The sequence below is a fragment of the Citrobacter sp. MGH105 genome (genome assembly GCF_001037485.2).
In the GTDB taxonomy this organism is placed as follows: domain Bacteria; phylum Pseudomonadota; class Gammaproteobacteria; order Enterobacterales; family Enterobacteriaceae; genus Citrobacter; species Citrobacter portucalensis.
The window spans coordinates 4,301,646-4,326,150 of the sequence record NZ_CP073048.1 but is presented as its reverse complement, the minus strand read 5'-3'; the positions used below and the strand labels follow the sequence as shown (position 1 = coordinate 4,326,150).

General features: G+C 52.4%; 22 protein-coding genes and 1 pseudogene. 15 read left to right on the top strand and 8 right to left on the bottom strand.

What is annotated here, in order from left to right; genetic code table 11:
* Nucleotides 1–24 precede the first annotated feature (24 nt).
* From SK35_RS20755 to nhaR, 3 genes are all read left to right on the top strand, one after another.
* The gene (locus tag SK35_RS20755; RefSeq protein ID WP_048214976.1) at nt 25–1,287 is read left to right on the top strand and encodes an IS1/IS1595 family N-terminal zinc-binding domain-containing protein; all 1,263 of its coding nucleotides are present in this window, start codon (nt 25–27) and stop codon (nt 1,285–1,287) included.
* Nucleotides 1,288–1,433: 146 nt separating this feature from the next.
* Nucleotides 1,434–2,600 (top strand): Na+/H+ antiporter NhaA, encoded by a 1,167-nt coding sequence (gene nhaA / locus SK35_RS20750; RefSeq protein ID WP_008786152.1) that lies wholly within the window; start codon nt 1,434–1,436, stop codon nt 2,598–2,600.
* Between the two features lie 38 nt (nt 2,601–2,638).
* A complete protein-coding gene (gene nhaR, locus SK35_RS20745) occupies nt 2,639–3,532 on the top strand; it encodes a transcriptional activator NhaR (protein ID WP_032942332.1) in 894 nt (297 codons plus the stop codon).
* A 54-nt stretch (nt 3,533–3,586) separates the two neighbouring features.
* Here nhaR and SK35_RS20740 read toward each other — a convergent pair whose 3' ends face one another.
* The 3 genes from SK35_RS20740 to rpsT all read right to left on the bottom strand — a co-directional run bounded on the left by SK35_RS20740 (nt 3,587) and on the right by rpsT (nt 7,762).
* Complete coding sequence (locus SK35_RS20740) at nt 3,587–5,626, bottom strand: glycoside hydrolase family 31 protein (RefSeq protein ID WP_048214975.1); 2,040 nt, start codon at nt 5,624–5,626, stop codon at nt 3,587–3,589.
* A 43-nt stretch (nt 5,627–5,669) separates the two neighbouring features.
* Entirely contained in the window at nt 5,670–7,040 is a 1,371-nt protein-coding gene (locus SK35_RS20735) for an MFS transporter (RefSeq protein WP_008786155.1), read from the bottom strand.
* Between the two features lie 458 nt (nt 7,041–7,498).
* Nucleotides 7,499–7,762, bottom strand: a complete 264-nt coding sequence (gene rpsT / locus SK35_RS20730; protein WP_003018940.1) for a 30S ribosomal protein S20 — start codon at nt 7,760–7,762, stop codon at nt 7,499–7,501.
* A gap of 105 nt (nt 7,763–7,867) precedes the next feature.
* Between rpsT and SK35_RS26925 the strand changes: the two are divergent.
* From SK35_RS26925 to SK35_RS20690, 9 genes and pseudogenes are all read left to right on the top strand, one after another.
* Nucleotides 7,868–8,083 (top strand): annotated as a pseudogene (locus SK35_RS26925) (DUF2575 domain-containing protein).
* Nucleotides 8,084–8,090: 7 nt separating this feature from the next.
* A complete protein-coding gene (gene ribF, locus SK35_RS20725; protein WP_003829725.1) occupies nt 8,091–9,029 on the top strand; it encodes a bifunctional riboflavin kinase/FAD synthetase in 939 nt (312 codons plus the stop codon).
* A gap of 37 nt (nt 9,030–9,066) precedes the next feature.
* Nucleotides 9,067–11,883 (top strand): isoleucine--tRNA ligase, encoded by a 2,817-nt coding sequence (gene ileS, locus SK35_RS20720; protein WP_003829724.1) that lies wholly within the window; start codon nt 9,067–9,069, stop codon nt 11,881–11,883.
* Entirely contained in the window at nt 11,883–12,380 is a 498-nt protein-coding gene (gene lspA / locus SK35_RS20715) for a signal peptidase II (protein WP_003018932.1), read from the top strand. Before ileS ends, lspA begins: the two co-directional genes overlap by 1 nt.
* A 117-nt stretch (nt 12,381–12,497) precedes the next feature.
* Nucleotides 12,498–12,947 (top strand): FKBP-type peptidyl-prolyl cis-trans isomerase, encoded by a 450-nt coding sequence (gene fkpB, locus SK35_RS20710; RefSeq protein ID WP_003018929.1) that lies wholly within the window; start codon nt 12,498–12,500, stop codon nt 12,945–12,947.
* Nucleotide 12,948: 1 nt separating this feature from the next.
* Nucleotides 12,949–13,899 (top strand): 4-hydroxy-3-methylbut-2-enyl diphosphate reductase, encoded by a 951-nt coding sequence (ispH, locus tag SK35_RS20705; protein ID WP_003018925.1) that lies wholly within the window; start codon nt 12,949–12,951, stop codon nt 13,897–13,899.
* A 65-nt stretch (nt 13,900–13,964) separates the two neighbouring features.
* Nucleotides 13,965–14,879 carry a ribonucleoside hydrolase RihC gene (rihC, locus tag SK35_RS20700; RefSeq protein WP_048214974.1) on the top strand — a complete coding sequence of 305 codons (915 nt, stop codon included), beginning with the start codon at nt 13,965–13,967 and terminating at the stop codon, nt 14,877–14,879.
* A gap of 97 nt (nt 14,880–14,976) precedes the next feature.
* The gene (locus SK35_RS20695; protein ID WP_048214973.1) at nt 14,977–15,540 is read left to right on the top strand and encodes a glucose-6-phosphate isomerase family protein; all 564 of its coding nucleotides are present in this window, start codon (nt 14,977–14,979) and stop codon (nt 15,538–15,540) included.
* Nucleotides 15,533–16,315, top strand: coding sequence for a glucose-6-phosphate isomerase family protein (locus SK35_RS20690; RefSeq protein WP_048214972.1), 783 nt, complete (start codon nt 15,533–15,535; stop codon nt 16,313–16,315). Before SK35_RS20695 ends, SK35_RS20690 begins: the two co-directional genes overlap by 8 nt.
* A 111-nt stretch (nt 16,316–16,426) precedes the next feature.
* On the opposite strand, the gene SK35_RS20685 is transcribed toward SK35_RS20690, so the two are convergent.
* From SK35_RS20685 to SK35_RS20665, 5 genes are read right to left on the bottom strand one after another with little or no spacing between them, the layout of a single operon-like run.
* Nucleotides 16,427–17,245: a PTS system mannose/fructose/sorbose family transporter subunit IID gene (locus SK35_RS20685; RefSeq protein ID WP_016151643.1), complete on the bottom strand. Its 819-nt coding sequence runs from the start codon at nt 17,243–17,245 to the stop codon at nt 16,427–16,429.
* Complete coding sequence (locus SK35_RS20680) at nt 17,245–18,045, bottom strand: PTS mannose/fructose/sorbose/N-acetylgalactosamine transporter subunit IIC (protein ID WP_048214971.1); 801 nt, start codon at nt 18,043–18,045, stop codon at nt 17,245–17,247. Before SK35_RS20680 ends, SK35_RS20685 begins: the two co-directional genes overlap by 1 nt.
* A gap of 10 nt (nt 18,046–18,055) precedes the next feature.
* On the bottom strand, nt 18,056–18,550 hold the full coding sequence (locus SK35_RS20675; protein ID WP_003837349.1) for a PTS system mannose/fructose/N-acetylgalactosamine-transporter subunit IIB: 495 nt from the start codon (nt 18,548–18,550) through the stop codon (nt 18,056–18,058).
* Between the two features lie 11 nt (nt 18,551–18,561).
* On the bottom strand, nt 18,562–18,990 hold the full coding sequence (locus tag SK35_RS20670) for a PTS sugar transporter subunit IIA (protein WP_048214970.1): 429 nt from the start codon (nt 18,988–18,990) through the stop codon (nt 18,562–18,564).
* A 4-nt stretch (nt 18,991–18,994) separates the two neighbouring features.
* Nucleotides 18,995–20,740 (bottom strand): class I mannose-6-phosphate isomerase, encoded by a 1,746-nt coding sequence (locus SK35_RS20665; protein ID WP_048214969.1) that lies wholly within the window; start codon nt 20,738–20,740, stop codon nt 18,995–18,997.
* 188 nt (nt 20,741–20,928) lie between these two features.
* Between SK35_RS20665 and SK35_RS20660 the strand changes: the two genes are divergently transcribed.
* The 3 genes from SK35_RS20660 to carA all read left to right on the top strand — a co-directional run bounded on the left by SK35_RS20660 (nt 20,929) and on the right by carA (nt 24,495).
* Nucleotides 20,929–21,936, top strand: a complete 1,008-nt coding sequence (locus SK35_RS20660) for a LacI family DNA-binding transcriptional regulator (RefSeq protein WP_048214968.1) — start codon at nt 20,929–20,931, stop codon at nt 21,934–21,936.
* Between the two features lie 133 nt (nt 21,937–22,069).
* Nucleotides 22,070–22,891 carry a 4-hydroxy-tetrahydrodipicolinate reductase gene (dapB, locus tag SK35_RS20655; RefSeq protein ID WP_048214967.1) on the top strand — a complete coding sequence of 274 codons (822 nt, stop codon included), beginning with the start codon at nt 22,070–22,072 and terminating at the stop codon, nt 22,889–22,891.
* A gap of 455 nt (nt 22,892–23,346) precedes the next feature.
* Nucleotides 23,347–24,495, top strand: coding sequence for a glutamine-hydrolyzing carbamoyl-phosphate synthase small subunit (carA, locus tag SK35_RS20650; RefSeq protein WP_048214966.1), 1,149 nt, complete (start codon nt 23,347–23,349; stop codon nt 24,493–24,495).
* The last annotated feature ends 10 nt before the right edge of the window (nt 24,496–24,505 follow it).

The following is a 24,505-nucleotide window of genomic DNA, read 5'->3' as shown; positions in this document are numbered from 1 at the left end:
TAGCAATATTCGCAGGGAGTGAATATGTTTTCTCGAATCAATGTAGATGTGTGTAAAACACCTGATTGTAAAAACCTTGGGGTCTTTAATAGCCCTGATTACTTGGCACAGGGGAAAAATATCCTGTGCCGGGAATGTGGCTTTTTTTTCCCTATCATTTCTGAGCGCTCTCTTAACCTTTTTCGTCAGTCGGTAAACCAGTCATGGAAGGGGTTAGTTAAGGGTTGTCCAGCCTGCGGCAGTTCGTCATTAAAAAAGTATGGTTTTTCTGCTCAGGGGGAACCGCGAGTTTATTGTCTGCAATGTCATAAAACGTTTATTTCTCCTGTCAGGCATAAAGACGATCCTCGTCTGGAAGATCTTGCCCGGCTTATCCTGGAGGGCGCTTCACTTGTTGATATTCGCACGGCGCTATCTGTCGACAGCACGGGCCTGAACCGCGTTCTACTAAAATTATCCCGTAAGGCAAATCAGGCTGAACGTGAGTTTGTTATTCCGAAATTCGACCTGGTGATGAGTACGCGTGCTTTTCGGATTAAATTTAACAGTAGTGACAACAGTCTGTATGTTCTGGTTACGGTTGAGGAAAATAGCGGTCGAGTTATTGCCGTTTCGACTAATTATTCAACCCAGCCTGTTGAGGGGGAGTACCAGTATGCTTCCTACTACGAAGAACGTTTACCCCCCGGCACGTTAGCGCATCTTGTCCAGCGCAAGGAACTGATGACAATGCGACGAAATACCTTGTTTGATGTGGATTATGGTCCTGCAACGCTGTACAGAAATGATACCGGGATGCTGGTAAAACCCGTCCTGCCGGCTTATCGGCATTTTGAGTTAGTCAAAACACTTACTGATGAACGCTCCCTCAATGTTCAGCATTACATTGATCATGAGTGCTTCATATTAGGCGGTTGCATGATGGCTAATTTACAGCACGTCCAGCAAGGGCGCTGCCATATCTCGTTTGTGAAGGAAAGAGGGGACAGGCCTGCGCAACGTGATATTCCGTACCGCATGTTTCAAAGTGGGGGGATTCGTAATAATGTCTGGCGTACTTACTCTACCCAAGATTATGCGATAGCGGCATGTAGCCTAACGGGTAATAAAAAAACGGGCATGCTGCGTCATGCTACGCTTGCCGGAGCAACGGAATTTATTACGTACATCAATAGTCATCCGTTTTTGACACAACTTAACCATATGTCACCAGGTAATGTCGTCTCAACGCTGGATTATCTCCGCTATGCATTCAATGCCCGCCACATCGAACGACATGACTGCTAAGGTTAAGTACTGATTTTCAGCCGTTCCCTCCTGGATGTATGCTTCGTAAAAACCGATCTATCAATCACAAATAATCTAATTTTAACGAGCTTTTTGAGAGTGTAAGATAGTATTTACGAAGTATTCACCCAATAGAGAGAATAAAAGTGAAACATCTGCATCGTTTTTTTAGTAGTGACGCCTCGGGGGGCATCATTCTGATCATCGCAGCCGTGGTCGCTATGCTGATGGCAAATATCGGGGTTACCAGTGGATGGTACCACGCCTTTTTGGAAACGCCCGTTCAACTGCGGGTTGGCGCGCTTGAGATCAACAAAAATATGCTGCTGTGGATCAACGACGCGTTGATGGCGGTGTTCTTCCTGTTGATTGGTCTGGAAGTAAAGCGCGAGTTAATGCAAGGTTCGCTGGCCAGTCTGCGTCAGGCGGCGTTCCCGATCATTGCTGCTATCGGGGGCATGATTGTCCCGGCGCTGCTGTACCTGGCATTCAACTATGCCGATCCCATCACCCGTGAAGGGTGGGCGATCCCGGCGGCAACGGATATCGCTTTTGCGTTAGGTGTGCTGGCGTTGTTGGGCAGCCGTGTACCTCTGGCGTTGAAAATCTTCCTGATGGCGCTGGCGATTATTGATGACCTCGGCGCTATCGTCATTATCGCACTGTTCTATACCAGCGATCTCTCACTGCTGTCGCTGGGCGTTGCCGCGTGCGCGATCCTTGTTCTGGCAGGATTGAATCTGTGCGGAGTGAGACGCACCGGTATTTATATTCTGGTCGGCGTAGTGCTGTGGACTGCCGTACTGAAGTCTGGCGTGCATGCAACGCTGGCGGGCGTGATCGTGGGCTTCTTCATTCCATTGAAGGAAAAACACGGACGTTCACCGGCGAAGCGACTGGAGCATGTTCTGCATCCATGGGTGGCATATCTTATCCTGCCGCTGTTTGCCTTCGCCAATGCGGGCGTTTCGCTGCAGGGCGTCACTATTGATGGACTGACCTCGATATTACCGCTGGGGATCATTGCGGGTTTGTTGATCGGTAAGCCGTTGGGTATCAGTCTATTTTGCTGGCTGGCGTTACGCCTCAAGGTGGCGCAATTGCCGGAAGGAACGAATTTCCAGCAGATTATGGCGGTCGGTATTCTTTGCGGTATTGGCTTTACGATGTCGATTTTTATTGCCAGCCTGGCGTTTGGCAACGTCGATCCTGAGCTGATTAACTGGGCAAAACTGGGGATCCTGATCGGCTCCTTGTTGTCGGCAGTGATAGGTTACTGCTGGTTACGTGCCCGGTTGAACGCATCAGCCTGACGGGATAACCCTTTCGTGACAATTTTCAGGGAGAGAGTATGTCTCATATAAATTACAACCATCTGTACTACTTTTGGCATGTCTATAAAGAAGGGTCAGTGGTTGGTGCAGCAGAAGCGCTTTATCTGACACCGCAGACCATTACCGGGCAGATTAAAGCGCTTGAGGAACGCTTACAGGGAAAATTGTTTAAGCGGAAGGGGCGTGGGCTGGAGCCCAGTGAGTTAGGCGAATTGGTTTTTCGTTACGCGGATAAGATGTTCACCTTAAGCCAGGAAATGCTGGATATCGTGAACTACCGCAAAGAGTCTAATTTGCTGTTCGATGTCGGCGTGGCGGATGCGCTATCGAAGCAGTTGGTCAGCAGCGTACTGGATGCCGCTGTGGTTGAAGATGAACAAATCCATCTGCGTTGTTTTGAGTCAACGCACGAGATGCTGTTGGATCAACTCAGCCAGCATAAGCTGGATATGATTATCTCCGACTGTCCGATTGATTCTACGCAGCAGGAAGGGTTGTTCTCAGTGCGGATAGGCGAGTGCAGCGTGAGTTTTTGGTGCACCAAACCGCTGCCTGAAAAACCATTCCCGGCCTGCCTTGAGGAACGTCGGTTGCTGATCCCTGGACGTCGTTCGATGCTCGGACGTAAGCTGCTGAACTGGATCAACTCACAGGGATTGAATGTCGAAATCCTCGGTGAGTTTGATGACGCTGCGCTGATGAAAGCGTTTGGGGCAACGCATAATGCTATTTTTGTTGCACCAACTCTGTATTCGCACAATTTCTATGCTGATGATTCTATTGTTGAAATTGGACGCGTAGAAAATGTGATGGAAGAGTATCACGCCATATTTGCGGAAAGAATGATCCAGCACCCGGCGGTGCAGCGTATTTGCAATGCGGACTACTCGGCATTGTTCAAGCCACAGTAGACATACTTACCGTAATACTTCCGGCTGCGGTACTCACCCGCAGCCGGTTTCATGCTATAGCCTCAATAAGCTACGATACTGCCCACCTTCGCGGATAAATACCGGAATTCTGTTCAATGGCGCGGCATAGTGCAACGTTTGCCCTCCCGAATAACTCTCGCCGGTCGTAAGATCCGTCCATGTTTCCCCTTCCGGTAGCCAGATATCACGTTCGCGCATACCTTCATGCATTACGGGGGCAATCAGCAGGTCAGGACCAAAACAGTACTGGTCAGTGATTGCCCAACTTGTTTCCTGTTCGGGGAAATCAAAAAACAGGGGGCGCATCACTGGCGTATTGTGCTTATGGGTTTCCTCCATCAGCGCTTTGATATAGGGCTTCAGTTTCTCTCGCAACGCCAGGCAACCCGTCAGTACGTCGCACACGTCCTCACCGTAGCTCCAGACTTCGTTCGGTGCACCGGTAGGACACTGGGCGATACCATCCCGGTACGGTTGTTCCGGTAAAATCTGCGGATCGCGGTTGCCGTGCAGACGCATCACCGGGCTAAATACGCCCCACTGGAACCAGCGGATCAGCAGTTCATGGAAACGCGGGTCGTGAATATTACCGCCATGAAAACCACCGATATCCGTCGTCCACCACGGGATCCCCGCGATTCCCATATTGAGTCCGGCGGCAAACTGGTTGCGTAGCGATCTAAACGAGGAGTGAATATCACCTGACCAGACCAGTGCGCCATACTTTTGACTGCCGGCCCAGGCGCAGCGTAGCAGGTTGATAACCTTGTCTTCACCATCGGCTTTCATACCATCAAAAAAGGTTTTGGCGTACATTCGCGGGTAGATATTGCCCACTTCCAGTACCGGCCCGGCATGGTAGCGATAGTTGTCATAGTCATAAACGCTGAACTCAGGTTCGGCTTCGTCTAACCAGAATAGCTTCACGCCTTTATCATAATAGTTGCGTTTGGCTTTGCCCCAGACGTAGTCCCGCGCACCCGGATGGGTAGCATCAAAGAAAGTGGTGTTGCCGAGGAAATCCATATTGATCGGCAAGCCACGTTCCGTTTGTACCAGCCAGCCGTTTTCGCGCATCTCCCGATAGCTTTCGGTGCGGTTATCCACCGTCGGCCAGACGGAGACCATCAGCTCAATTCCCAGCGATTTCAGCTCGGCAATCATGGCATCAGGATCGGGCCAGTCTCGTGCATCGAACATCCAGTCACCCTGATTCGGCCAGTGAAAGAAGTCGATAACGATCACCGAGATAGGCAGATTGCGGCGCTTATATTCGCGGGCAACCTCCAGCAGCTCTTCCTGCGTCCGATAGCGGAGTTTGCACTGCCAGAATCCCATGGCGTAGTCCGGCATCATCGGCGGTGTGCCGGTAGCCAGCGCGTAAGCCCGGCTAATTTCTGCCGGGGTATCGCCAGCCGTGATCCAGTAGTCCAGCTGTTCGCTGACCTGTGCTTCCCATTCGGTAACGTTGTGGGCAAAGGTTACGCGCCCGACTGCCGGGTTGTTCCATAAAAATCCGTAGCCCAGACTGGAGAGCATAAACGGTACTGAGGCCTGGGAGTTACGTTGCGCCAGCTCAAGAACGCATCCTTTGAGATCCAGGTTAGCCTGTTGATACTGCCCCATACCATAAATTTTTTCCCCTTCGGTGGCTTCGAAGCGGGCTTTAAGTGAATATTTCCCACCCTGAATAGGTCGGAATTCGCGCCCTTCAAGGTTGAGTGCGCTGACGTACTGGCCGTGAGAAGATTCATCCTCGCCAATTTCGCCCCGCAAGCGCCAGAACTCCTGCAACAGAGGTTTGTGCGGATGACGGTAAAAGGTCACTTGTCCTTTTTGATTGACGATAGCGATAATTTTGCCGTTGGTCAGCGTCGCCTGGTGTTGCTCATAATCAATGTGGCAGTGGCTTTCTGCGACTGGCTCAGTCAATGCCCAGTCTTCATTTCTCATTACCGGCAGATGACGGCCACTGCGTACGCGCAGGCTGTTCTCGCCCCAGGGTTCAATCCATAAATAGCGATCGTTTTGCTGCCAGACCAGGCGACGCGGGTCATGTTGCATAAATGGCATGGTGGTGCCTCCCATATTTCGAGGGTGAAGGTAAAGATCGTTTTTAGTTGATGGTTTCCAGATCGTGGCGAATCTTCTCTTCCATCGCTTCGTATTTACGAAAGAAAAGTAGTGGGATCGCTGCGAGCGCGAAGAGTAGGGCGGGTGCCCAGATAAAGGCCCAGGTAATTCCCTCCAGACCCGCAGCACTCTGGGCATGGTTGGGGACATAGCCAAAACAGTTCATGATCCAGGCAGCGAAAGCGGTACCGAGGCCACTACCCATCTTGATGCAGAAGGTGCTGCCGAAGGCGATAAGAATGCCGGTAGCCTTAATACCCGTCTTCCATGCGCCGAAGTCGACTGCGAAGCCCAGCATGGCAAACGGCATTGAGCAGGCGATACCGCTGCCGATATTGCCGAGTATCCAGGCGGCGATGAGAAAAGGAATGTTATCTGCTGCCAGCCACATCATGACGCCGCCAAGCGCGGCGACCAGCAGACCGCCTACCCATATCCATGTTTTAGCCAGGTATTTGCTAAAGAAGGGGATAGCGATGATAAACAGGATCTGAATTGTCGCCAGGCTATTAATCAGCGGAACCAGATCTTTGCGGTCGAGATTGTAGGTCAGATAGTAGACAATCGTTGTGGAGCGTTGTTGTAGGGCAATCCAGAAGATCAGGTTTGCCAGCACCATCAGGATCCATGGCCAGTTGCCTTTCATTGCCGCAAAACTCTTTTTCATCGGCAATTTAGGTTCTTGCTGTATTTTATCCGTATCCATTTCACGGATATTTTTAAAGGCGAAAAGCGTTAGCGAACAGGATATTACGGCAAATATAATCGCCGTATAAATAAAACCCGCATGATCATTTCCGTTACCTAAAAAAGCAACTAACGGCAGTGCAGTCGCATTCATTAATAAAACCCCAATCTGCCCACCGGTCATTCGCCAGGAATTTAAAACCAGTCTTTCCTTAGGCGATAAGGTCATCAGAGGTAATATTGCACTGAGTGGTGTATTAAGTCCGGTAAATAGAATGCTAGCAATCATATAAGATATTGCTGCATAGATAGCTTTTCCGGTCATACTGATATCAGGAGACCAAAATGACAGGGCGCTGAATACGGCAAAAGGTAATGGCAACCATAAAAACCAGGGGCGGCATTTACCGTAACGCGAACGCGTTTTATCGATGATGATCCCCCATATGGGGGCGTCTATGCCATCGACAATACGCGCCAGCAGCAGGATGACGCCTGCTACAGCGAGGCTAATACCTGCAACGTCTGTGTAGAAATATAAAATGTAAGTTGAACCGAAACAATACAGCAGATTACCCGCCACATCCAAAGAGCCGTAGCTAATACGCTGTAGTAAAGATAATGATGTTGACCCGCATGACTGGGTATCCTCAATAACAGAACTCATAATAATAACTCCGATACTGGAACGATACGCCCAGAAAAACAGCTTCTACTTTCTAAGCAAGTTTTAAATATTATTTTTATGTCGTTACTGAATTTATCCTCAGATTAAAATGAGTGAGTAAGGTGTACATGAAAAGTAGTTAACCCTACCGCGGCAATCAATTATCAAATCTTACATCAGGATTGCGTTTATTCGTTTTTGAATGAACGATGTTTCTATTTGCTAAGGTGGTCACAGTTTTATTAATAATGAAATAAAAAAAGGAAAACAGTGAAAGAAAATAACTTTCAAGTATTACGCGACGCGACTGAGGATGGGAGAGCTGAAAAAACAGGCTGGTCAGGAAGAGCGTGAACGAGCGAGAACAACATCAGTGGCTAAAGAGAAAAACGTCAGATAGCAGGCATAAAAAAACCCGCTTGCGCGGGTTTTTTCACAAAGCGACAACAAGCAGGCGATTAAGCCAGTTTGTTGATCTGTGCAGTCAGGTTTGCTTTATGACGTGCAGCTTTGTTTTTGTGGATCAGACCTTTAGCAGCCTGACGGTCCACGATTGGTTGCATTTCGTTAAATGCTTTCAGTGCAGTAGCTTTGTCGCCAGCTTCGATAGCTGCGTATACTTTCTTGATGAAAGTACGCATCATAGAGCGACGGCTAGCGTTGTGCTTGCGGGCCTTTTCAGACTGAACGGCGCGCTTCTTAGCTGATTTGATATTAGCCAAGGTCCAACTCCCAAATGTGTTCTATATGGACAATTCAAAGGCCGAGGAATATGCCCTTTTAGCCTTCTTTTGTCAATGGATTTGTGCAAATAAGCGCCGTTTAAATTGCAGCACTCGTTGCGTAGTGATGGCGCAGGATTCTACCAGCTTGCGTGGCGTGAATACAGCTTTTCCACGAGAAAAATTGCATTGGCGTGCCCATGAAGGTCTGCAATTTGTTTCATAACAATGAAAACAATCCTCTTTCTGTTTCGTAGAAACAATCGCCGGTTAACGTTGACCGCGGTACAGGGTATACTTTCACGATTTTCACTGTTTTGAGCCAGACATGAAGCTGATACGAGGCATACATAATCTCAGTCAGGCCCCGCATGGGTGTGTGCTGACTATTGGTAATTTCGACGGCGTGCACCGTGGCCACCGTGCGTTGCTGCAGGGTTTACGGGAAGAAGGGCGCAAACGCAATTTACCGGTGATGGTGATGATTTTCGAGCCGCAGCCGCTAGAGCTGTTTGCGACCGACAAGTCACCTGCGCGCCTCACTCGCCTGCGCGAAAAACTGCGTTATCTGGCGGAATGCGGCGTGGACTACGTGCTGTGCGTGCGTTTTGACAGGCGCTTTGCGGCATTAACGGCGCAGACCTTCATCAGCGATCTGCTGGTTAAGCGCCTTGGTGTACAATTTCTTGCCGTTGGTGATGATTTCCGCTTTGGCGCTAGCCGAGCGGGCGATTTCTTGTTATTACAGGAAGCGGGCGCTGAGTATGGTTTTGATATCACCAGCACCCAAACCTTCTGCGAAGGCGGTGTGCGCATTAGCAGCACCGCGGTACGTCAGGCGCTGGCAGAAGATAACCTGCAACTGGCCGAAAGCCTGCTTGGGCATCCTTTTACTATCTCAGGACGTGTCGTTCACGGTGATGAATTAGGGCGCACCATCGGTTTTCCGACGGCAAACTTACCGCTGCGTCGCCAGGTTTCTCCGGTGAAAGGGGTTTATGCGGTTGAAGTGATGGGACTGGGTGACAAACCGTTGCCCGGCGTCGCCAACATCGGCACCCGCCCGACGGTAGCAGGCGTACGCCAACAGTTGGAAGTGCATCTATTGGACGTTGTAATGGACCTGTATGGTCGCCATATAGATGTAGTACTGCGTAAAAAAATACGCAGTGAACAGCGATTTGCCTCGCTGGATGAGCTAAAAGCGCAGATTGCGCGTGATGAGTTGACTGCCCGTGAATTTTTTGGGCTAACAAAACCGGCTTAATGCCTATACGAGTTTTAAATACGGAACCGAGAATCTGATGAGTGACTATAAATCAACCCTGAATTTGCCGGAAACAGGGTTCCCGATGCGCGGCGATCTCGCCAAGCGCGAACCGGGAATGCTGGCGCGTTGGACTGATGATGACCTGTACGGCATCATTCGTGCGGCCAAAAAAGGCAAAAAAACCTTCATTCTGCATGATGGCCCTCCTTATGCGAATGGCAGCATTCATATTGGTCACTCGGTTAACAAGATTCTGAAAGACATTATCGTGAAGTCCAAAGGACTCACGGGTTATGACTCGCCTTACGTTCCGGGCTGGGACTGCCACGGTCTGCCGATCGAGCTGAAAGTAGAGCAGGAATACGGCAAACCGGGCGAGAAGTTTACCGCCGCTGAGTTCCGTGCCAAGTGCCGCGAATACGCAGCGACCCAGGTTGACGGTCAGCGTAAAGACTTTATCCGTCTTGGCGTACTGGGCGACTGGTCGCATCCGTACCTGACCATGGACTTCAAAACCGAAGCCAACATCATTCGTGCGCTGGGTAAAATCATCGGTAACGGTCACCTGCACAAAGGTGCGAAGCCGGTGCACTGGTGCGTTGACTGCCGTTCCGCGCTGGCGGAAGCGGAAGTTGAGTATTATGACAAAACCTCCCCGTCCATCGACGTGGCGTTCCACGCCGCCGATCAGGACGCGGTGAAAGCGAAATTTGGCGTTTCTGACGTCAACGGCCCGATCTCTCTGGTTATCTGGACCACTACCCCGTGGACGTTACCGGCGAACCGCGCAATCTCTCTGGCACCTGATTTTGACTATGCGCTGGTGCAGATTGACGGCCAGGCTGTGATTCTGGCGAAAGATCTGGTTGAAAGCGTCATGCAGCGTATTGGCGCGGCTGAATACACCATTCTCGGCACCGTTAAAGGCGCTGAGCTGGAACTGCTGCGCTTTACCCATCCGTTTATGGGCTTTGATGTACCAGCTATCCTTGGCGATCACGTTACGCTGGATGCGGGTACCGGTGCGGTTCATACCGCTGGCGGTCACGGTCCGGATGACTACGTCATCAGCCAGAAATACGGTCTGGAAATCGCTAACCCGGTTGGCCCGGACGGCGCATACCTGGCGGGTACTTACCCGGATCTGGACGGCGTGAACGTCTTTAAAGCCAACGACAAAATCGTTGCGCTGCTGAGCGAAAAAGGCGCGCTGCTGCACGTTGAGAAGATGCAGCACAGCTACCCATGCTGCTGGCGTCACAAGTCACCGATCATCTTCCGTGCGACGCCGCAGTGGTTCGTCAGCATGGATCAGAAAGGCCTGCGCGCGCAGTCCCTGAAAGAGATCAAAGGCGTGCAGTGGATCCCGGACTGGGGCCAGGCGCGTATTGAATCGATGGTTGCCAACCGTCCTGACTGGTGTATCTCCCGTCAGCGTACGTGGGGTGTGCCGATGTCTCTGTTTGTTCACAAAGACACCGAAGAGCTGCATCCGCGCGCTATCGAACTGATGGAAGAAGTGGCTAAACGCGTTGAAGTTGACGGCATCCAGGCGTGGTGGGATCTCGATCCGAAAGATATCCTCGGTGACGAAGCTGACCAGTATGTCAAAGTCCCGGATACGCTGGACGTGTGGTTCGACTCTGGTTCAACCCACTCCTCCGTCGTGGACGTACGTCCTGAGTTTGCAGGCCATGCGGCAGATATGTATCTGGAAGGCTCTGACCAGCACCGTGGCTGGTTCATGTCATCTCTGATGATCTCCACCGCCATGAAAGGCAAAGCACCTTATCGCCAGGTACTGACTCACGGTTTCACCGTTGATGGTCAGGGCCGTAAGATGTCCAAGTCTATCGGTAACACCGTTTCTCCGCAGGATGTGATGAACAAACTGGGCGCGGATATTCTGCGTCTGTGGGTGGCTTCAACCGACTATACCGGTGAAATGGCTGTTTCTGACGAAATCCTGAAACGTGCTGCCGACAGCTATCGTCGTATCCGTAACACCGCGCGCTTCCTGCTGGCGAACCTGAATGGGTTCGATCCGGTTAAAGACATGGTGAAACCGGAAGAGATGGTGGTGCTGGACAGGTGGGCGGTAGGTTGTGCGCAAGCGGCGCAGGACGAAATCCTGAAAGCCTATGAAGCCTATGACTTCCACGAAGTGGTACAGCGCCTGATGCGCTTCTGCTCCGTCGAAATGGGTTCGTTCTACCTCGACATCATCAAAGACCGTCAGTACACCGCGAAAGCGGATAGCGTGGCGCGTCGTAGCTGCCAGACAGCGCTGTTCCATATCGCTGAAGCGCTGGTTCGTTGGATGGCGCCGATCATGTCCTTCACCGCCGATGAAATCTGGGGCTACCTGCCGGGCGATCGTGAGAAGTATGTCTTTACCGGTGAATGGTACGAAGGTCTGTTTGGCTTAGGCGAAACCGAAGCGATGAACGATGCCTTCTGGGACGAGCTGTTGAAAGTGCGTGGCGAAGTGAACAAAGTCATCGAACAGGCGCGTGCGGATAAGAAAGTCGGTGGTTCTCTGGAGGCTGCAGTGACCCTGTACGCTGAACCTGAGCTGGCGGCGAAACTGACCGCGCTGGGCGAAGAGTTGCGTTTTGTACTTCTGACCTCTGGTGCGACGGTTGCGGATTATGCAGCGGCTCCTGCTGATGCTCAGCAGAGCGAACTGCTCAAAGGTCTGAAAATCGTACTGAGCAAAGCCGAAGGTGAGAAATGCCCGCGCTGCTGGCATTACACTACCGACGTCGGCCAGGTGGCGGAACATGCAGATATCTGCGGACGCTGTGTCAGCAACATCGCCGGTGATGGCGAACAACGTAAGTTTGCCTGATGAGTAAGCCTCTTTGTTCAACAGGACTACGCTGGCTGTGGCTGGTGGTAGTCGTGCTGATTATCGATTTAGGCAGCAAATACCTGATCCTCCAGAACTTTGCTCTGGGGGATACAGTGTCGCTGTTTCCGTCGCTTAATCTGCACTACGCGCGTAACTATGGTGCGGCGTTTAGCTTCTTAGCCGACAGCGGCGGCTGGCAACGTTGGTTCTTTGCCGGCATCGCCATCGGTATTTGCGTCATCCTGATGGTGATGATGTATCGCTCGAAGGCGACGCAAAAGCTGAACAACATCGCGTATGCGTTAATCATTGGCGGTGCGCTGGGCAACTTGTTCGACCGCCTGTGGCACGGCTTCGTGGTTGATATGATTGACTTTTACGTCGGCGACTGGCATTTCGCGACCTTCAATCTGGCCGATACTGCTATCTGTATCGGCGCGGCATTGATTGTTCTCGAAGGCTTCCTGCCGTCGAAAGAGAAAAAAGCCGCATAAAAAAATGCCGGATGGCGCTATGCTAATCCGGCCTACAATATACTGCGATCCTTGTTTGCCCGGTAAGCGTAGCGCCACCGGGCAAACAAGCGGCAGCAATTTTAAAGAGCAACCTGCATGTCTAAATCAGTACAGAGTAACAGTGCGGTGCTGGTGCACTTCACCCTTAAGCTCGACGATGGCTCCACCGCAGAGTCAACCCGCAATAACGGCAAGCCTGCGCTGTTTCGCCTGGGCGACGGTTCTCTGTCTGAAGGACTGGAACAACACCTGCTGGGGCTAAAAGAAGGTGATAAAACCACTTTTGCTCTGGAACCGGATGCCGCCTTTGGCGTGTCAAGTCCGGACTTAATTCAGTATTTCTCGCGTCGGGAGTTTATGGACGCGGGCGAGCCAGAAATTGGCGCTATCATGCTCTTTACCGCAATGGACGGCAGTGAGATGCCTGGCGTGATCCGCGAAATCAACGGTGATTCGATCACGGTTGATTTCAACCATCCGCTGGCCGGGCATACCGTTCATTTTGATATTGAAGTGCTGGAAGTCGAACCGGCACTGGAGGCGTAAAATGCAGATCCTGTTGGCCAACCCGCGCGGTTTTTGCGCTGGCGTAGACCGCGCTATCAGCATTGTGGAAAACGCGCTGGCTATTTATGGCGCGCCGATTTATGTCCGTCACGAAGTGGTGCATAACCGCTATGTGGTGGATAGCCTGCGCGAGCGCGGCGCTATTTTTATCGAGCAAATCAGCGAAGTGCCGGATGGCGCGATCCTGATTTTCTCCGCTCATGGCGTATCTCAGGCGGTGCGTAACGAAGCCAAAGGCCGTGACCTCACGGTTTTTGATGCGACCTGCCCGCTGGTAACGAAAGTGCATATGGAAGTTGCCCGCGCCAGTCGTCGTGGCGAAGAATCCATTCTGATTGGGCACGCCGGGCACCCGGAAGTCGAAGGCACAATGGGCCAGTACAGCAACCCGCAAGGGGGAATGTATCTGGTTGAATCACCGGATGATGTGCTGAAACTGAATGTGAAAAATGAAGGAAAATTATCCTTCATGACGCAGACAACGCTTTCCGTTGACGACACTTCTGACGTTATTGATGCGCTGCGTCAACGCTTCCCGAAAATTGTCGGGCCGCGCAAAGACGATATCTGTTATGCCACCACCAACCGTCAGGAAGCGGTTCGCGCGCTGGCGGAACAGGCTGATGTTGTGCTGGTGGTCGGCTCGAAGAACTCCTCTAACTCCAACCGTCTGGCTGAACTGGCCCAGCGAATGGGGAAAGCGGCGTATTTGATTGACGATGCGACCGACATTCAGGAAGCGTGGGTGAAAGAAGCGAAGTGTGTGGGCGTGACGGCCGGAGCCTCGGCGCCGGATATCCTGGTGCAAAACGTGATTGCTCGCCTGCAAGAGCTTGGCGGTGGGGAAGCGATCCCACTGGAAGGCCGCGAAGAGAACATCGTTTTCGAAGTGCCGAAAGAGCTGCGTGTGGATGTTCGTGAAGTAGAGTAAGTCTTTCCGGTTACGATTATGAGAAGATGCCAGACTTAACGTCTGGCATTTTTTATGGAGAAACCATGCGCTTACCGATCATTCTTGATACCGATCCCGGCATTGATGATGCCGCGGCCATTGCCGCCGCGCTGTTTGCCCCTGAGCTGGATCTGCAACTGATGACCACGGTAGCAGGCAATGTGTCGGTGGAAAAAACCACCCGTAATGCGTTGCAACTGCTGCACTTCTGGAATGCGGATGTTCCGCTGGCGCAGGGAGCATCAATGCCGCTGGTGCGACCGCTGCGTGATGCCGCTTCCGTGCACGGCGAGTCCGGTATGGAAGGGTATGAATTTGTCGAGCACGACCGGCAGGCGATGGCAAAACCCGCCTTCCAGGCGATTCGCGATGCGCTGATGCATGCCCCGCAGCCCGTGACGCTGGTGGCAATTGGCCCGCTGACCAATATTGCGCTGCTGCTGACCCATTATCCTGAATGCGTATTCAACATTCACCGTCTGGTGATTATGGGCGGCTCTGCCGGACGCGGGAACTTCACACCCAACGCCGAGTTTAATATTGCTATCGATCCCGAGGCCGCCGCGAAAGTCTTCCAGAGCGGGCTGGAGATTGTGATGTGTGGGCTGGATGTCACTAATCAGGCTATGCTCGCCCCGGACTATCTGGCGACGCTCCCCCAACTTAACCAGACGGGGAAAATGCTGCATGCGCTGTTTAGCCATTACCGTAGCGGCAGTATGAATACGGGGCTGCGAATGCACGATCTGTGTGCCATTGCCTGGCTGGTGCGCCCGGAACTGTTTACCCTGCAGCCGTGTTTCGTGGCGGTTGAAACCCAGGGCGAATATACCTCGGGTACGACGGTGGTGGACATCGAAGGACGCTTGGGGCATCCGGCAAATGCGCAGGTTGCGCTGGATCTTGACGTTGAGGGATTCCAGCAGTGGGTGGCAGAGGTGCTGGCACTGGCCCCTTGAGGCTGTGATCCGGCCCGCAATATGCAGACAGAATTAGCAGGTTAATCGATTAATCTGCTAATCTGATCCTGTTGTTCTCCTCGGGCCGGAGACACATATGAACCTTTCTTTTATCCAGCCACCGCAGGTGGCGTGGGCAAGCGGCGCTTTGGCCGATGGCCCGTTATTGCGCAAATCTACCCGTATTCAGGATCTTACTGACGTTTTTGCCGATGAAAACGCCCGTCAGCAGTTGGCTGGCGAGCATGTCGTGTATGACGTTGAGATGCTGGATACGTCTTCCGCTGAAGGTGAACTCTACACCGGCGTTACCCATCTTTATCCTGGCCGGGTCGGCTGCGAGTATTTTATGACCCGCGGGCATTTCCATGCGCGTCGCGAACAGGGGGAAGTCTATTTTGGTCTGCGTGGCACCGGTTTGCTGCTGTTGCAAACCGAACAGGGCGACGCGAGGCTGGAAAAGGTATTCGCCGGATCCGTCCACATTATCCCCGGCTTTACCGCGCACCGGTTAATCAATACCGGGGAAGAGGTGCTGTCGGCGCTCGCCGTATGGCCAGGGATTGCGGGACATGATTATGCGGCGCTCGCCAGGGGTTTCAGAATAAGGGTCATTGAGGAAAATAAGAGGGTTCAGGCGAAGGAGGTACAGAATGGCTGACTTAGCGCATTCGTACGGCCTCGATATGACGGTTCATCATCACCCGCTTGGTTTTAGCTATGGGGATGAGGTTACCGGGCCGATGCCGGAAATTCGGCAACTCGATGACATTCGCACCTCACTGCGCGATCCGCATTGTGAGGGGCCGCAAGAGGTGTATGCCATTGCGATGGATGTGGCGCGAATGCAGGATCGCGAAGAGTTGAAAAAGCGGATGCTGTTATTTGGCGTGGTGACCTATGCGGCGGGACGGTTGGGGGAAGAGCCGGTGCGTAGTCAGGGACATATTCATCGTATCAGCCAGCACAGCGGCTGGTCCCCGCCGGAGCTGTACGAAATCTGGCAGGGAAAAGCGATAATCTATATGCAGGAGTATGTTGAGGACGACCCAGGCCGCTGTTTTGCTGTAATCGCCGGACCCGGTGAGAAAGTGTTGGTACCACCCGGTTGGGGGCATGCGACCATATCCGCAGATCCGGATGTCCCGTTAACCTTTGGCGCGTGGTGCGATCGTGAATATGGTTTTGAGTACGATGCCGTGCGTGCGCATAAAGGGTTGGCGTGGTACCCGTTACTGCAGGGAAACAACGTTATCTGGCAGCATAATCCGCGTTACATTCCCGGACGACTGCAGGCCGTAACGCCCCGACAATATACGGAGTTCTCGATTACTTCCGCACCTGTTTACCAGCAATTCGTTGAGGAACCGGCGCGTTTTCAATTTATCTCGCGCCCGGACAAGCATCCCGAGCTGTGGCAAAACTTTCACCCATAAAGAGCCGGGGCCATAGCCCCGGTACTGATTTTGTCTGGCCTACAAACTGAAAAACGCGGCACAGTACAGTAGGCCGGATAAGCGTACGTGCCATCCGGCAAATGACAGGCACTACCCCGCAAACAGGCCCGTGGCGACGCCGAGGGCGGCCAGTATCAACAGTAAAATCATCGCTTTCACTGGCGACACACCACGCTTGGCCATCAGATACCAGGTGCCAAGTACCACAATCAGCGGCAGTAACTGCGGGAAGATACCGTCCAGCATCTGTTGAACATGGATATTCACCCCATCTTTGGTAATAAATTCCAGCCCGGTGCCAAGCTTAACGTAACTTGCCGCTACGCCCCCCATGACAAACACGCCCAGCAGCGATAACGCTTCACGCAGACGGGCAGACTTGCTGCTCACCAGCATTTCCACCGAGCCGGAACCCATCTTGTAGCCTTTCAGGAACAGGAACCACGAGCCGGGAATGATGATGGCCAACCAGGCAACGGTATAAAACAGCGGCCCCAGAATATTACCGCCGGCCGCCAGGGCCATACCGATGCTGAGCAGGATAGGGATCAGCATGCCAGGGATCATTGAATCGCCGATCCCGGCAATAGGGCCCATCAGACCAACTTTCAGGGTATTGATGGTCTCCCCATCGATCGGCTCACCGTTCGCTTTTTTCTCTTCCAGCCCCAGCACCATGCCATTTACGATCGCGCCTATCTGGGGTTCCGTATTATAAAACGAGGCGTGGCGGCGCAGCATTTCAGTACGTTGGGCTGCGTCGGGATAGAGCTTTTTCGCCACCGGAAGCATGCTCAGACAAAAGCCAAAAGATTCCAGACGTTCAAAGCTCATCGATGACAAGTTGTGCATCATCCATGCGCGCCAACAGCGGCGAAGATCTTTACGCGTAAGTGTACGTTCTTCCATCAGAATTCATCCTCATCATCATCGGCTACCGACTTTGCATTCGCGGCCTGCGGCGGTTCCGGTTTGTAGTTGTAATGGATCAACGCCAGCAGTGAACCGACGATCACCAGCGCGACCATGTTGAGTTTTAAAAAGACGATGCAGACAAAACCGACGAGGAAGTAGATCAGCATGGTGTAGTTTTTGATGATCTGCTTGAGCAAAATCGCGATCCCGACGGCGGGTAAAATGCCGCCCAGTACGTTCATCGTCGACAGAACAATTTTCGGCAAACTGTCCATAAAGCCGCTGATGTATTGCGCCCCGAAGTAGACCGCAATAAAGGTCGGAACAAAACGCAGGACAAAGTTTGTCACCTGTGGCCAGACGGCGCTGTTCAGGTAAATACCGCGTTCATCGCCCCGTTCCAGCGCCACATCTGCCCGGTGGTTCCAGAAAGAGTTCAGTACCATCATCGCGTTAAACAAAATGGTTCCGGCGATACCGATGGTGGCCGCCAGCGCGACCGCGACCTCGGGTCCTTTTCCGGAAAGGATCCCTAAAGCAATTGCCGGGTAAGCGACAAAGTTGAGGTCGGCGGGCATTGAACCGCCGGGCGTGACCATCGCGATATACACCGCCTGAACCGCAACGCCAATCATGATCCCGGTTTTAATGTCGCCGAGAATAATCCCGACCAGCATTCCGGAAATCAGCGGGCGGGTGATCAGGTACCAGCCGCCGGTCAGTCCCAGCAGCCAGGGACTGCTGAGGGCGCCGAGATAGCAAAGTATGCCAATCAACGTAGCTTCGATAATCATCGTGCGCTCCTTATTTCAGCTTCTGACGTGCGTCCTGCCAGCTGTAGCAACTGGCATCAGGCACCAGGCGAAACTCAACCAAGTGCCCATGCTGCGTTAGCCAGTCAAAAGCGGCAATTTCATCCCCGTTGACAGACTGATTCGGGCCGATGGTGGTGGTATCAGCACGAGCACTCATTGGACCCACATTAATCTTGCCGTTGGCATTTTTCAGGCTGATACCCGCTTCTTCAATGCGTTTCAGCGTCACGGGGGATTTACCAATGACAAAATAACGCTTCTCGCTGGCAATGACTTTTGGCAGTTTTTCAATCGCGGTGGCCGTATCAAACAACCAGACTTTGGTGTCCTGTACAGCGCCTTTCATCACCGAAGAGAGCAGAGGGTCGGCCGCGACGGCGTCGTCTATAGCGACAATTCCGTCACAGGGCAGCTCTTTGGCCCAACGTGTCACGAGCTGCCCATGGATTACGCGGTCATCGATACGTACAAAAGAAATACTCATAGTGGTTTCCTTTAAAAATCGTCGGACTGAACGGATAAAACCGGGGCGGCTTTAATCAGCGTGGGTACCGTCAACGCCAGCAGCTCGACGGCTGCGGCATGAACGTCCGTTAAATGGCAGATCTCTTCGCTTTGTAACAACATTGGGAAATTGACTCCCGCCACAACGGCAACGGGAGGAACCGTTTGTGCAGAAAACGCATGATGGCAGGCGACATTCCACGGCGTACCGCTTTGCATGTCACACAACACCAGAACGCCGTCAGCGTCTTTCCCGGCACTTGCGAGAACCTGAGAGAACGTCTGTTTAAACCCTTCGATACCTGCCTGTTCACTCAGCGTGACGGGATAAACATGCGGTAATTCTCCGTAAACCATACGACCGCTGGCGAGAAGCGCTTCCGCCAGGGGACCATGGGTGGCAACAATAACGTTAATCATGCGCTTATCCTCTGACCCAGGCTTTAATCGTGGCGAGCTGTTGACCGATGCCTTTGCCAAACGGCGAAATGCGGTACTCCCCAACGGCGGCTGGAATGATAAAGGTCTCTGCATAGTTGACGACAAACGGGGCAAACGCGCCGCTCGGGCTTTCAACAACGGCCTGAGCTCCTTCGACCAGGTTCAGGACGTTTACGCCGCCATGGGTATGATGAGTGACCGGTGCCGTAAACCAGTGGCGACGCGTTTCGATAAACTCGCGTTCGTGCATTCCGGTTCTTTCTTCTCGCCAACCTTCTCCTTCAGCGATAGGTTCAATACGGTTGACCAGGTTGTCGTGCACCCATTGCGTGTCACGCTGCCAGTCAATAACCTGCTGACCGTGATCCAGATGCACCGGACGCGGTAAGCCGTCTAACCCTAAGCGACCCCAGTCCCACAGTTTGAAGGTGAAAATATACGGCGTTGCGCTGATCTCCAGCACCATGGTGCCAGCTCCCGAACAATGGACGGTTCCGGCGGGGATCAGGAAGTGATCGTGTTTATGCGCAGGGATCTGATTCACGAATCGTTCATCATCAAACGTTTTTTCACCACGCCCTGCGGCCCGGAGATCGTCGAGCATATCCTGCGGCGCGATCCCGGTTTTGGTGCCGAGATACACTACGGCATCCGGCTCGGCTTCGAGAATGTAATAGCTCTCATCCTGGGTATAGTGCATGCCAAACTGCTGCTGAATATATTCGGTGAGCGGATGAACCTGAAAGCTCAAATTCTGGCCGCCAATAGTGTCGAGGAAATCAAAACGGATCGGGAATTCCGCGCCAAAGCGCGCGTGAACTTTTTCGCCCAGCAGGGGGCGGGGACAGGTCAGCACCAGATCCTGAGAGGGGATCTCGATCCGCACGTTGCCAAAACGCAGTAACAGGCTGTTTTCCTCGGGCACGCAATCAAAACACCACGCGTAATTGGGGGCTGAGGGATCGAGATCGAAGTGTTGTTTCATCCATTGCCCGCCCCAGACGCCTGGGTCAAAGAAAGGGGCAACGCGAAACGGTTGTTGGGTGGTTTGTTGCAGACCGGCGCGTAGCGCGTCGCCGCTGACCATCGCGGGACTATTTTCTACCGTGGTATCGAGCAAATAATCGGTGCGTTTGAGTAACGGCGTTTTGTGTTTGTCGAATACCCGCCATTCAATGAAAAAAGCACGTTTGTAACGACGAAGAATATCTTCATCCTGGTTTTCTGCCCCCCAGTTACCCAGCCCGTCATGGCGCATGCGCTGCTGAATTTCCCAGCGCGGAAGGTCAGCATAAACCAGCACGTCACCCGGGTGCGCCAATGCAGCGCCAGAGCCGTATACCACGACCAGCCCTTCACTAACGGCATCAATCTGTTGGCGGAGCAGGCTGAGTTTGTCGCTATCAAAAAATTCATCCAGGTGATGACAGGAAAGCACGCCGAATACGCGATCGTCGGTCAGGTTACGCGCCAGTAAATCATGCAGGGCCTGCTCATCGCGGCGGGCGGATTCAATATTCAACACCAGTGCGGCATCTAATGTCGTCACGAGCTGTTGCTCCAACTCTTCAAGCCGCACGCCCGGATAGCAATCCACGATCAATACGGTTTTGGTTGCGCCAGAAATCCTGGTGTTAATCACTGAATGGATCGACGACCAACCCTGCCAGGCGTGGTTGTCATAGCCCTGAACGTTAACCTCAGGGAATTTATTATAGGTTGTATGCATTTTCTGTCTCCGTGTTGGCTTATTTAAGATTAATCGATTAACCTTATTTTCATAGAGTGGTTAACGCGATTAACCCGCCATAATCAGAATCCCGTGCGGTGAAAAGCGCGTTAGCGTGATGTGAATCACACGTAAAAAGACAAGATTTCGGTTATTCGATTAACCTTCGTAATAAATCAGGAGAAGTCATGACAACAGTCACGTTGGCGCAGGTAGCGGAACGCGCGGGAGTCTCCACGGCAACCGTTTCAATGGTATTGCGTAACCGGGGGCGTATTTCTCAGGCCACGCGTGACCGCGTGCTCAAAGCGCTGGACGATGCCGGCTACGTTTATAATCAAACCGCCGCCAACCTGCGTAACCGGAGCAGTAATCAGGTCGGATTGTTGTTACACGATATCACTAACCCTTTTTACGGTGAGATGACGGCAGGGCTGAGCCATGAGATGGAGCGGCATGACCTGCTGCTGTTTCTGGCAAACAGCGAAGAATCAGGAGAACGGCAGCAAAAATTTGTCGACTCGTTGATGCGCAATAATGCCTGCGGCATGGTGCTCTGCGCGGCGCGCGAAACGCCGACCTCCTTCTTTGAAGCGCTGAAAAGGCGCAATATTCCCGCCATCATGGTGGTTCGTCCCCTTAGCGATCCTGATTTTGATTTTGTGGGCACTGATAACTTTCTCGGTACGCAAATGGCCACTACCCATTTAGTCAAAATGGGGCACAAGAATATTGCGTTTATTGGGGGGAGCCCAAGTTCCGGGAGCCGGGCGCAGCGTATCGGTGGATTCACCAGCACGTTGCTGGAGTACGGAATATCGCCGAATCCGGAATGGATAGTGGCGACGCAGGCCAGCCAAATTGACGGCGCAAAAGTGGCGGAGTCGCTTCTTCTGCGCTTCCCGCAAATTACCGCCGCCGTTTGTTACCAGGATATCGTGGCGCTTGGGGTCATGCAGGCATTACGTAAAATGGGGCGCGAACCTGGGCATGATTTTGCGCTGGTGGGGTTCGACGACATCACTGAAGCGGCGCTAGTTCAACCTGCGCTCACCACCGTGTCGGTGGCGGCAAAAGAGATAGGTCGCAAGGCCGGGGAACTGCTTTATAGTCGCATTCAGGGAAATGACGAACCACCGAAACGTATTATTCTGCCGCCTGCGCTGGTGGTCAGAGAATCATGTGGTTTTAGCTGATCGTCATGCCTTTTACTGATATCTCTGCCTGTTTATCATTAAATTCTAATTATCGACGTTTTCGGCTGGCGGCGCAGCGTTGTGCTGGTTAATCTGAAAACGATTTACGTAAAATTAACAAAAGAGAATAGCTATGCATGATGCACAAATCCGCGTTGCCATCGCGGGAGCCGGAGGACGCATGGGGCGTCAGTTGATTCAGGCCACTCTCGGCATGGAAGGCGTACAGCTTGGTGCGGCGTTAGAGCGCGAAGGCTCGTCCTTACTGGGAAGCGATGCCGGAGAATTAGCGGGGGCCGGAAAAACGGGCGTTACCGTGCAAAGCAGCCTTGACGCGGTGAAAGATGATTTCGATGTTTTCATCGATTTTACCCGCCCGGAAGGCACGCTGGCGCATCTGGCGTTTTGCCGCCAGCACGGTAAAGGGATGGTGATTGGCACCACCGGCTTTGACGATGCCGGTAAACAGGCTATTCGTGATGCCGCGCAGGAGATTGCGATCGTTTTCGCCGCGAACTTTAGCGTCGGCGTGAACGTTATGCTTAAGCTGCTGGAGAAGGCGGCGAAAGTGATGGGCGATTACACCGATATTGAGATTATTGAAGCTCACCACCGCCATAAAGTTGATGCACCGTCAGGCACTGCGCTGGCGATGGGCGAGGCGATTGCCGGGGCGCTGGATAAAGATTTAAAAGAGTGTGCCGTCTATTCGCGTGAAGGTTACACCGGCGAGCGCGTACCGGGCACGATCGGTTTTGCCACGGTGCGGGCGGGGGATATCGTCGGTGAGCATACCGCGATGTTTGCTGATATTGGCGAGCGTATTGAGATCACGCATAAAGCGTCCAGCCGCATGACTTTTGCCAATGGCGCAGTGCGTTCGGCAATTTGGCTAAAATCAAAGTCAAATGGTCTTTTTGATATGAAAGATGTGCTTGATTTACGCAATTTGTAGCTTTAATTACCCTTCGTGATGTGGTTATTGTAATCATAATCATTTGATTACATAGGGCAATATTTTATTGCCCTTTTATTTTTAGCTTCTGAATGTGTTTTTTCTTTTAATTGGTTATTTTTCCGTTTTTTGTTGGGTTATTCTGTTATCTCAATGTAAATTTTGACCAAATGGTCCACTTTTTTCTCTCCCGCATTCTGTTTTTACACTCTTTGCCTGCCGCAAGCGTTTTCCACTCTGAGTTAGCTGATCTTTTTGCCTGTTAAATCGTGTGATTTATCCCAGTGGCGCAAAATAATAATAAAAAAAGCCCTTTTGGGTAGACTTTTGTGTGAGCTATCTCTAGAATGCCGCCGTTTGCCAGAAATCCATAGGTAAGCAAATTTGCATTGATTCATGAGGTGTTAATGAATTAATATGCAAATAAAGTGAGTGAATATTCTCTGGAGGGTGTTTTGATTAAGTCAGCGCTATTGGTTCTGGAAGACGGAACCCAGTTTCACGGTCGGGCCATAGGGGCAACAGGTTCGGCGGTTGGGGAAGTCGTTTTCAATACTTCAATGACCGGTTATCAAGAAATCCTCACTGATCCTTCCTATTCCCGCCAAATCGTCACTCTTACTTATCCTCATATCGGTAATGTCGGCACCAATGAAGCCGATGCAGAATCTTCTCAGGTACATGCGCAAGGCCTGGTCATCCGCGACCTGCCGCTGATTGCCAGCAACTTCCGCGATACTGAAGACCTCTCTTCTTACCTCAAGCGCCATAACATTGTGGCGATTGCTGATATCGATACCCGTAAGCTGACGCGTTTGCTGCGTGAAAAGGGTGCACAGAACGGCTGCATCATCGCGGGCGATAACCCGGATGCGGCGCTGGCACTGGAAAAAGCAAAAGCTTTCCCTGGCCTGAACGGTATGGATCTGGCGAAAGAGGTAACCACCGCGGAGCCTTATAGCTGGACGCAGGGGAGCTGGACACTGGTCGGTGACCTGCCGGAAGCGAAATCTGCCGATGAAATGCCGTTCCACGTTGTGGCTTACGATTTCGGTGCCAAACGTAACATTCTGCGTATGTTAGCGGACCGCGGCTGCCGCCTGACGGTTGTACCGGCGAAAACCTCAGCAGAAGACGTTCTGAAGATGAATCCGGACGGTATCTTCCTGTCCAACGGCCCTGGCGACCCGGCGCCGTGCGACTACGCAATTACCGCGATTCAGAAATTCCTCGAAACCGATATTCCGGTATTTGGCATCTGCCTCGGCCATCAGCTGTTGGCGCTGGCGAGCGGTGCGAAGACCATTAAGATGAAGTTTGGCCACCACGGCGGTAACCATCCGGTAAAAGATATTGATAACAATACCGTGATGATCACCGCACAGAACCACGGTTTTGCTGTAGATGAAGCCTCAATGCCTGCCAACCTGCGCGTGACCCACAAGTCACTGTTCGACGGCACCTTGCAGGGGATTCATCGTACCGACAAACCGGCGTTCAGCTTCCAGGGGCACCCTGAAGCGAGTCCGGGTCCGCACGACGCAGCACCGTTGTTCGACCACTTTATCGAGTTAATTGAGCAATACCGTCAGTCCGCGAAATAATCAGGAGTAA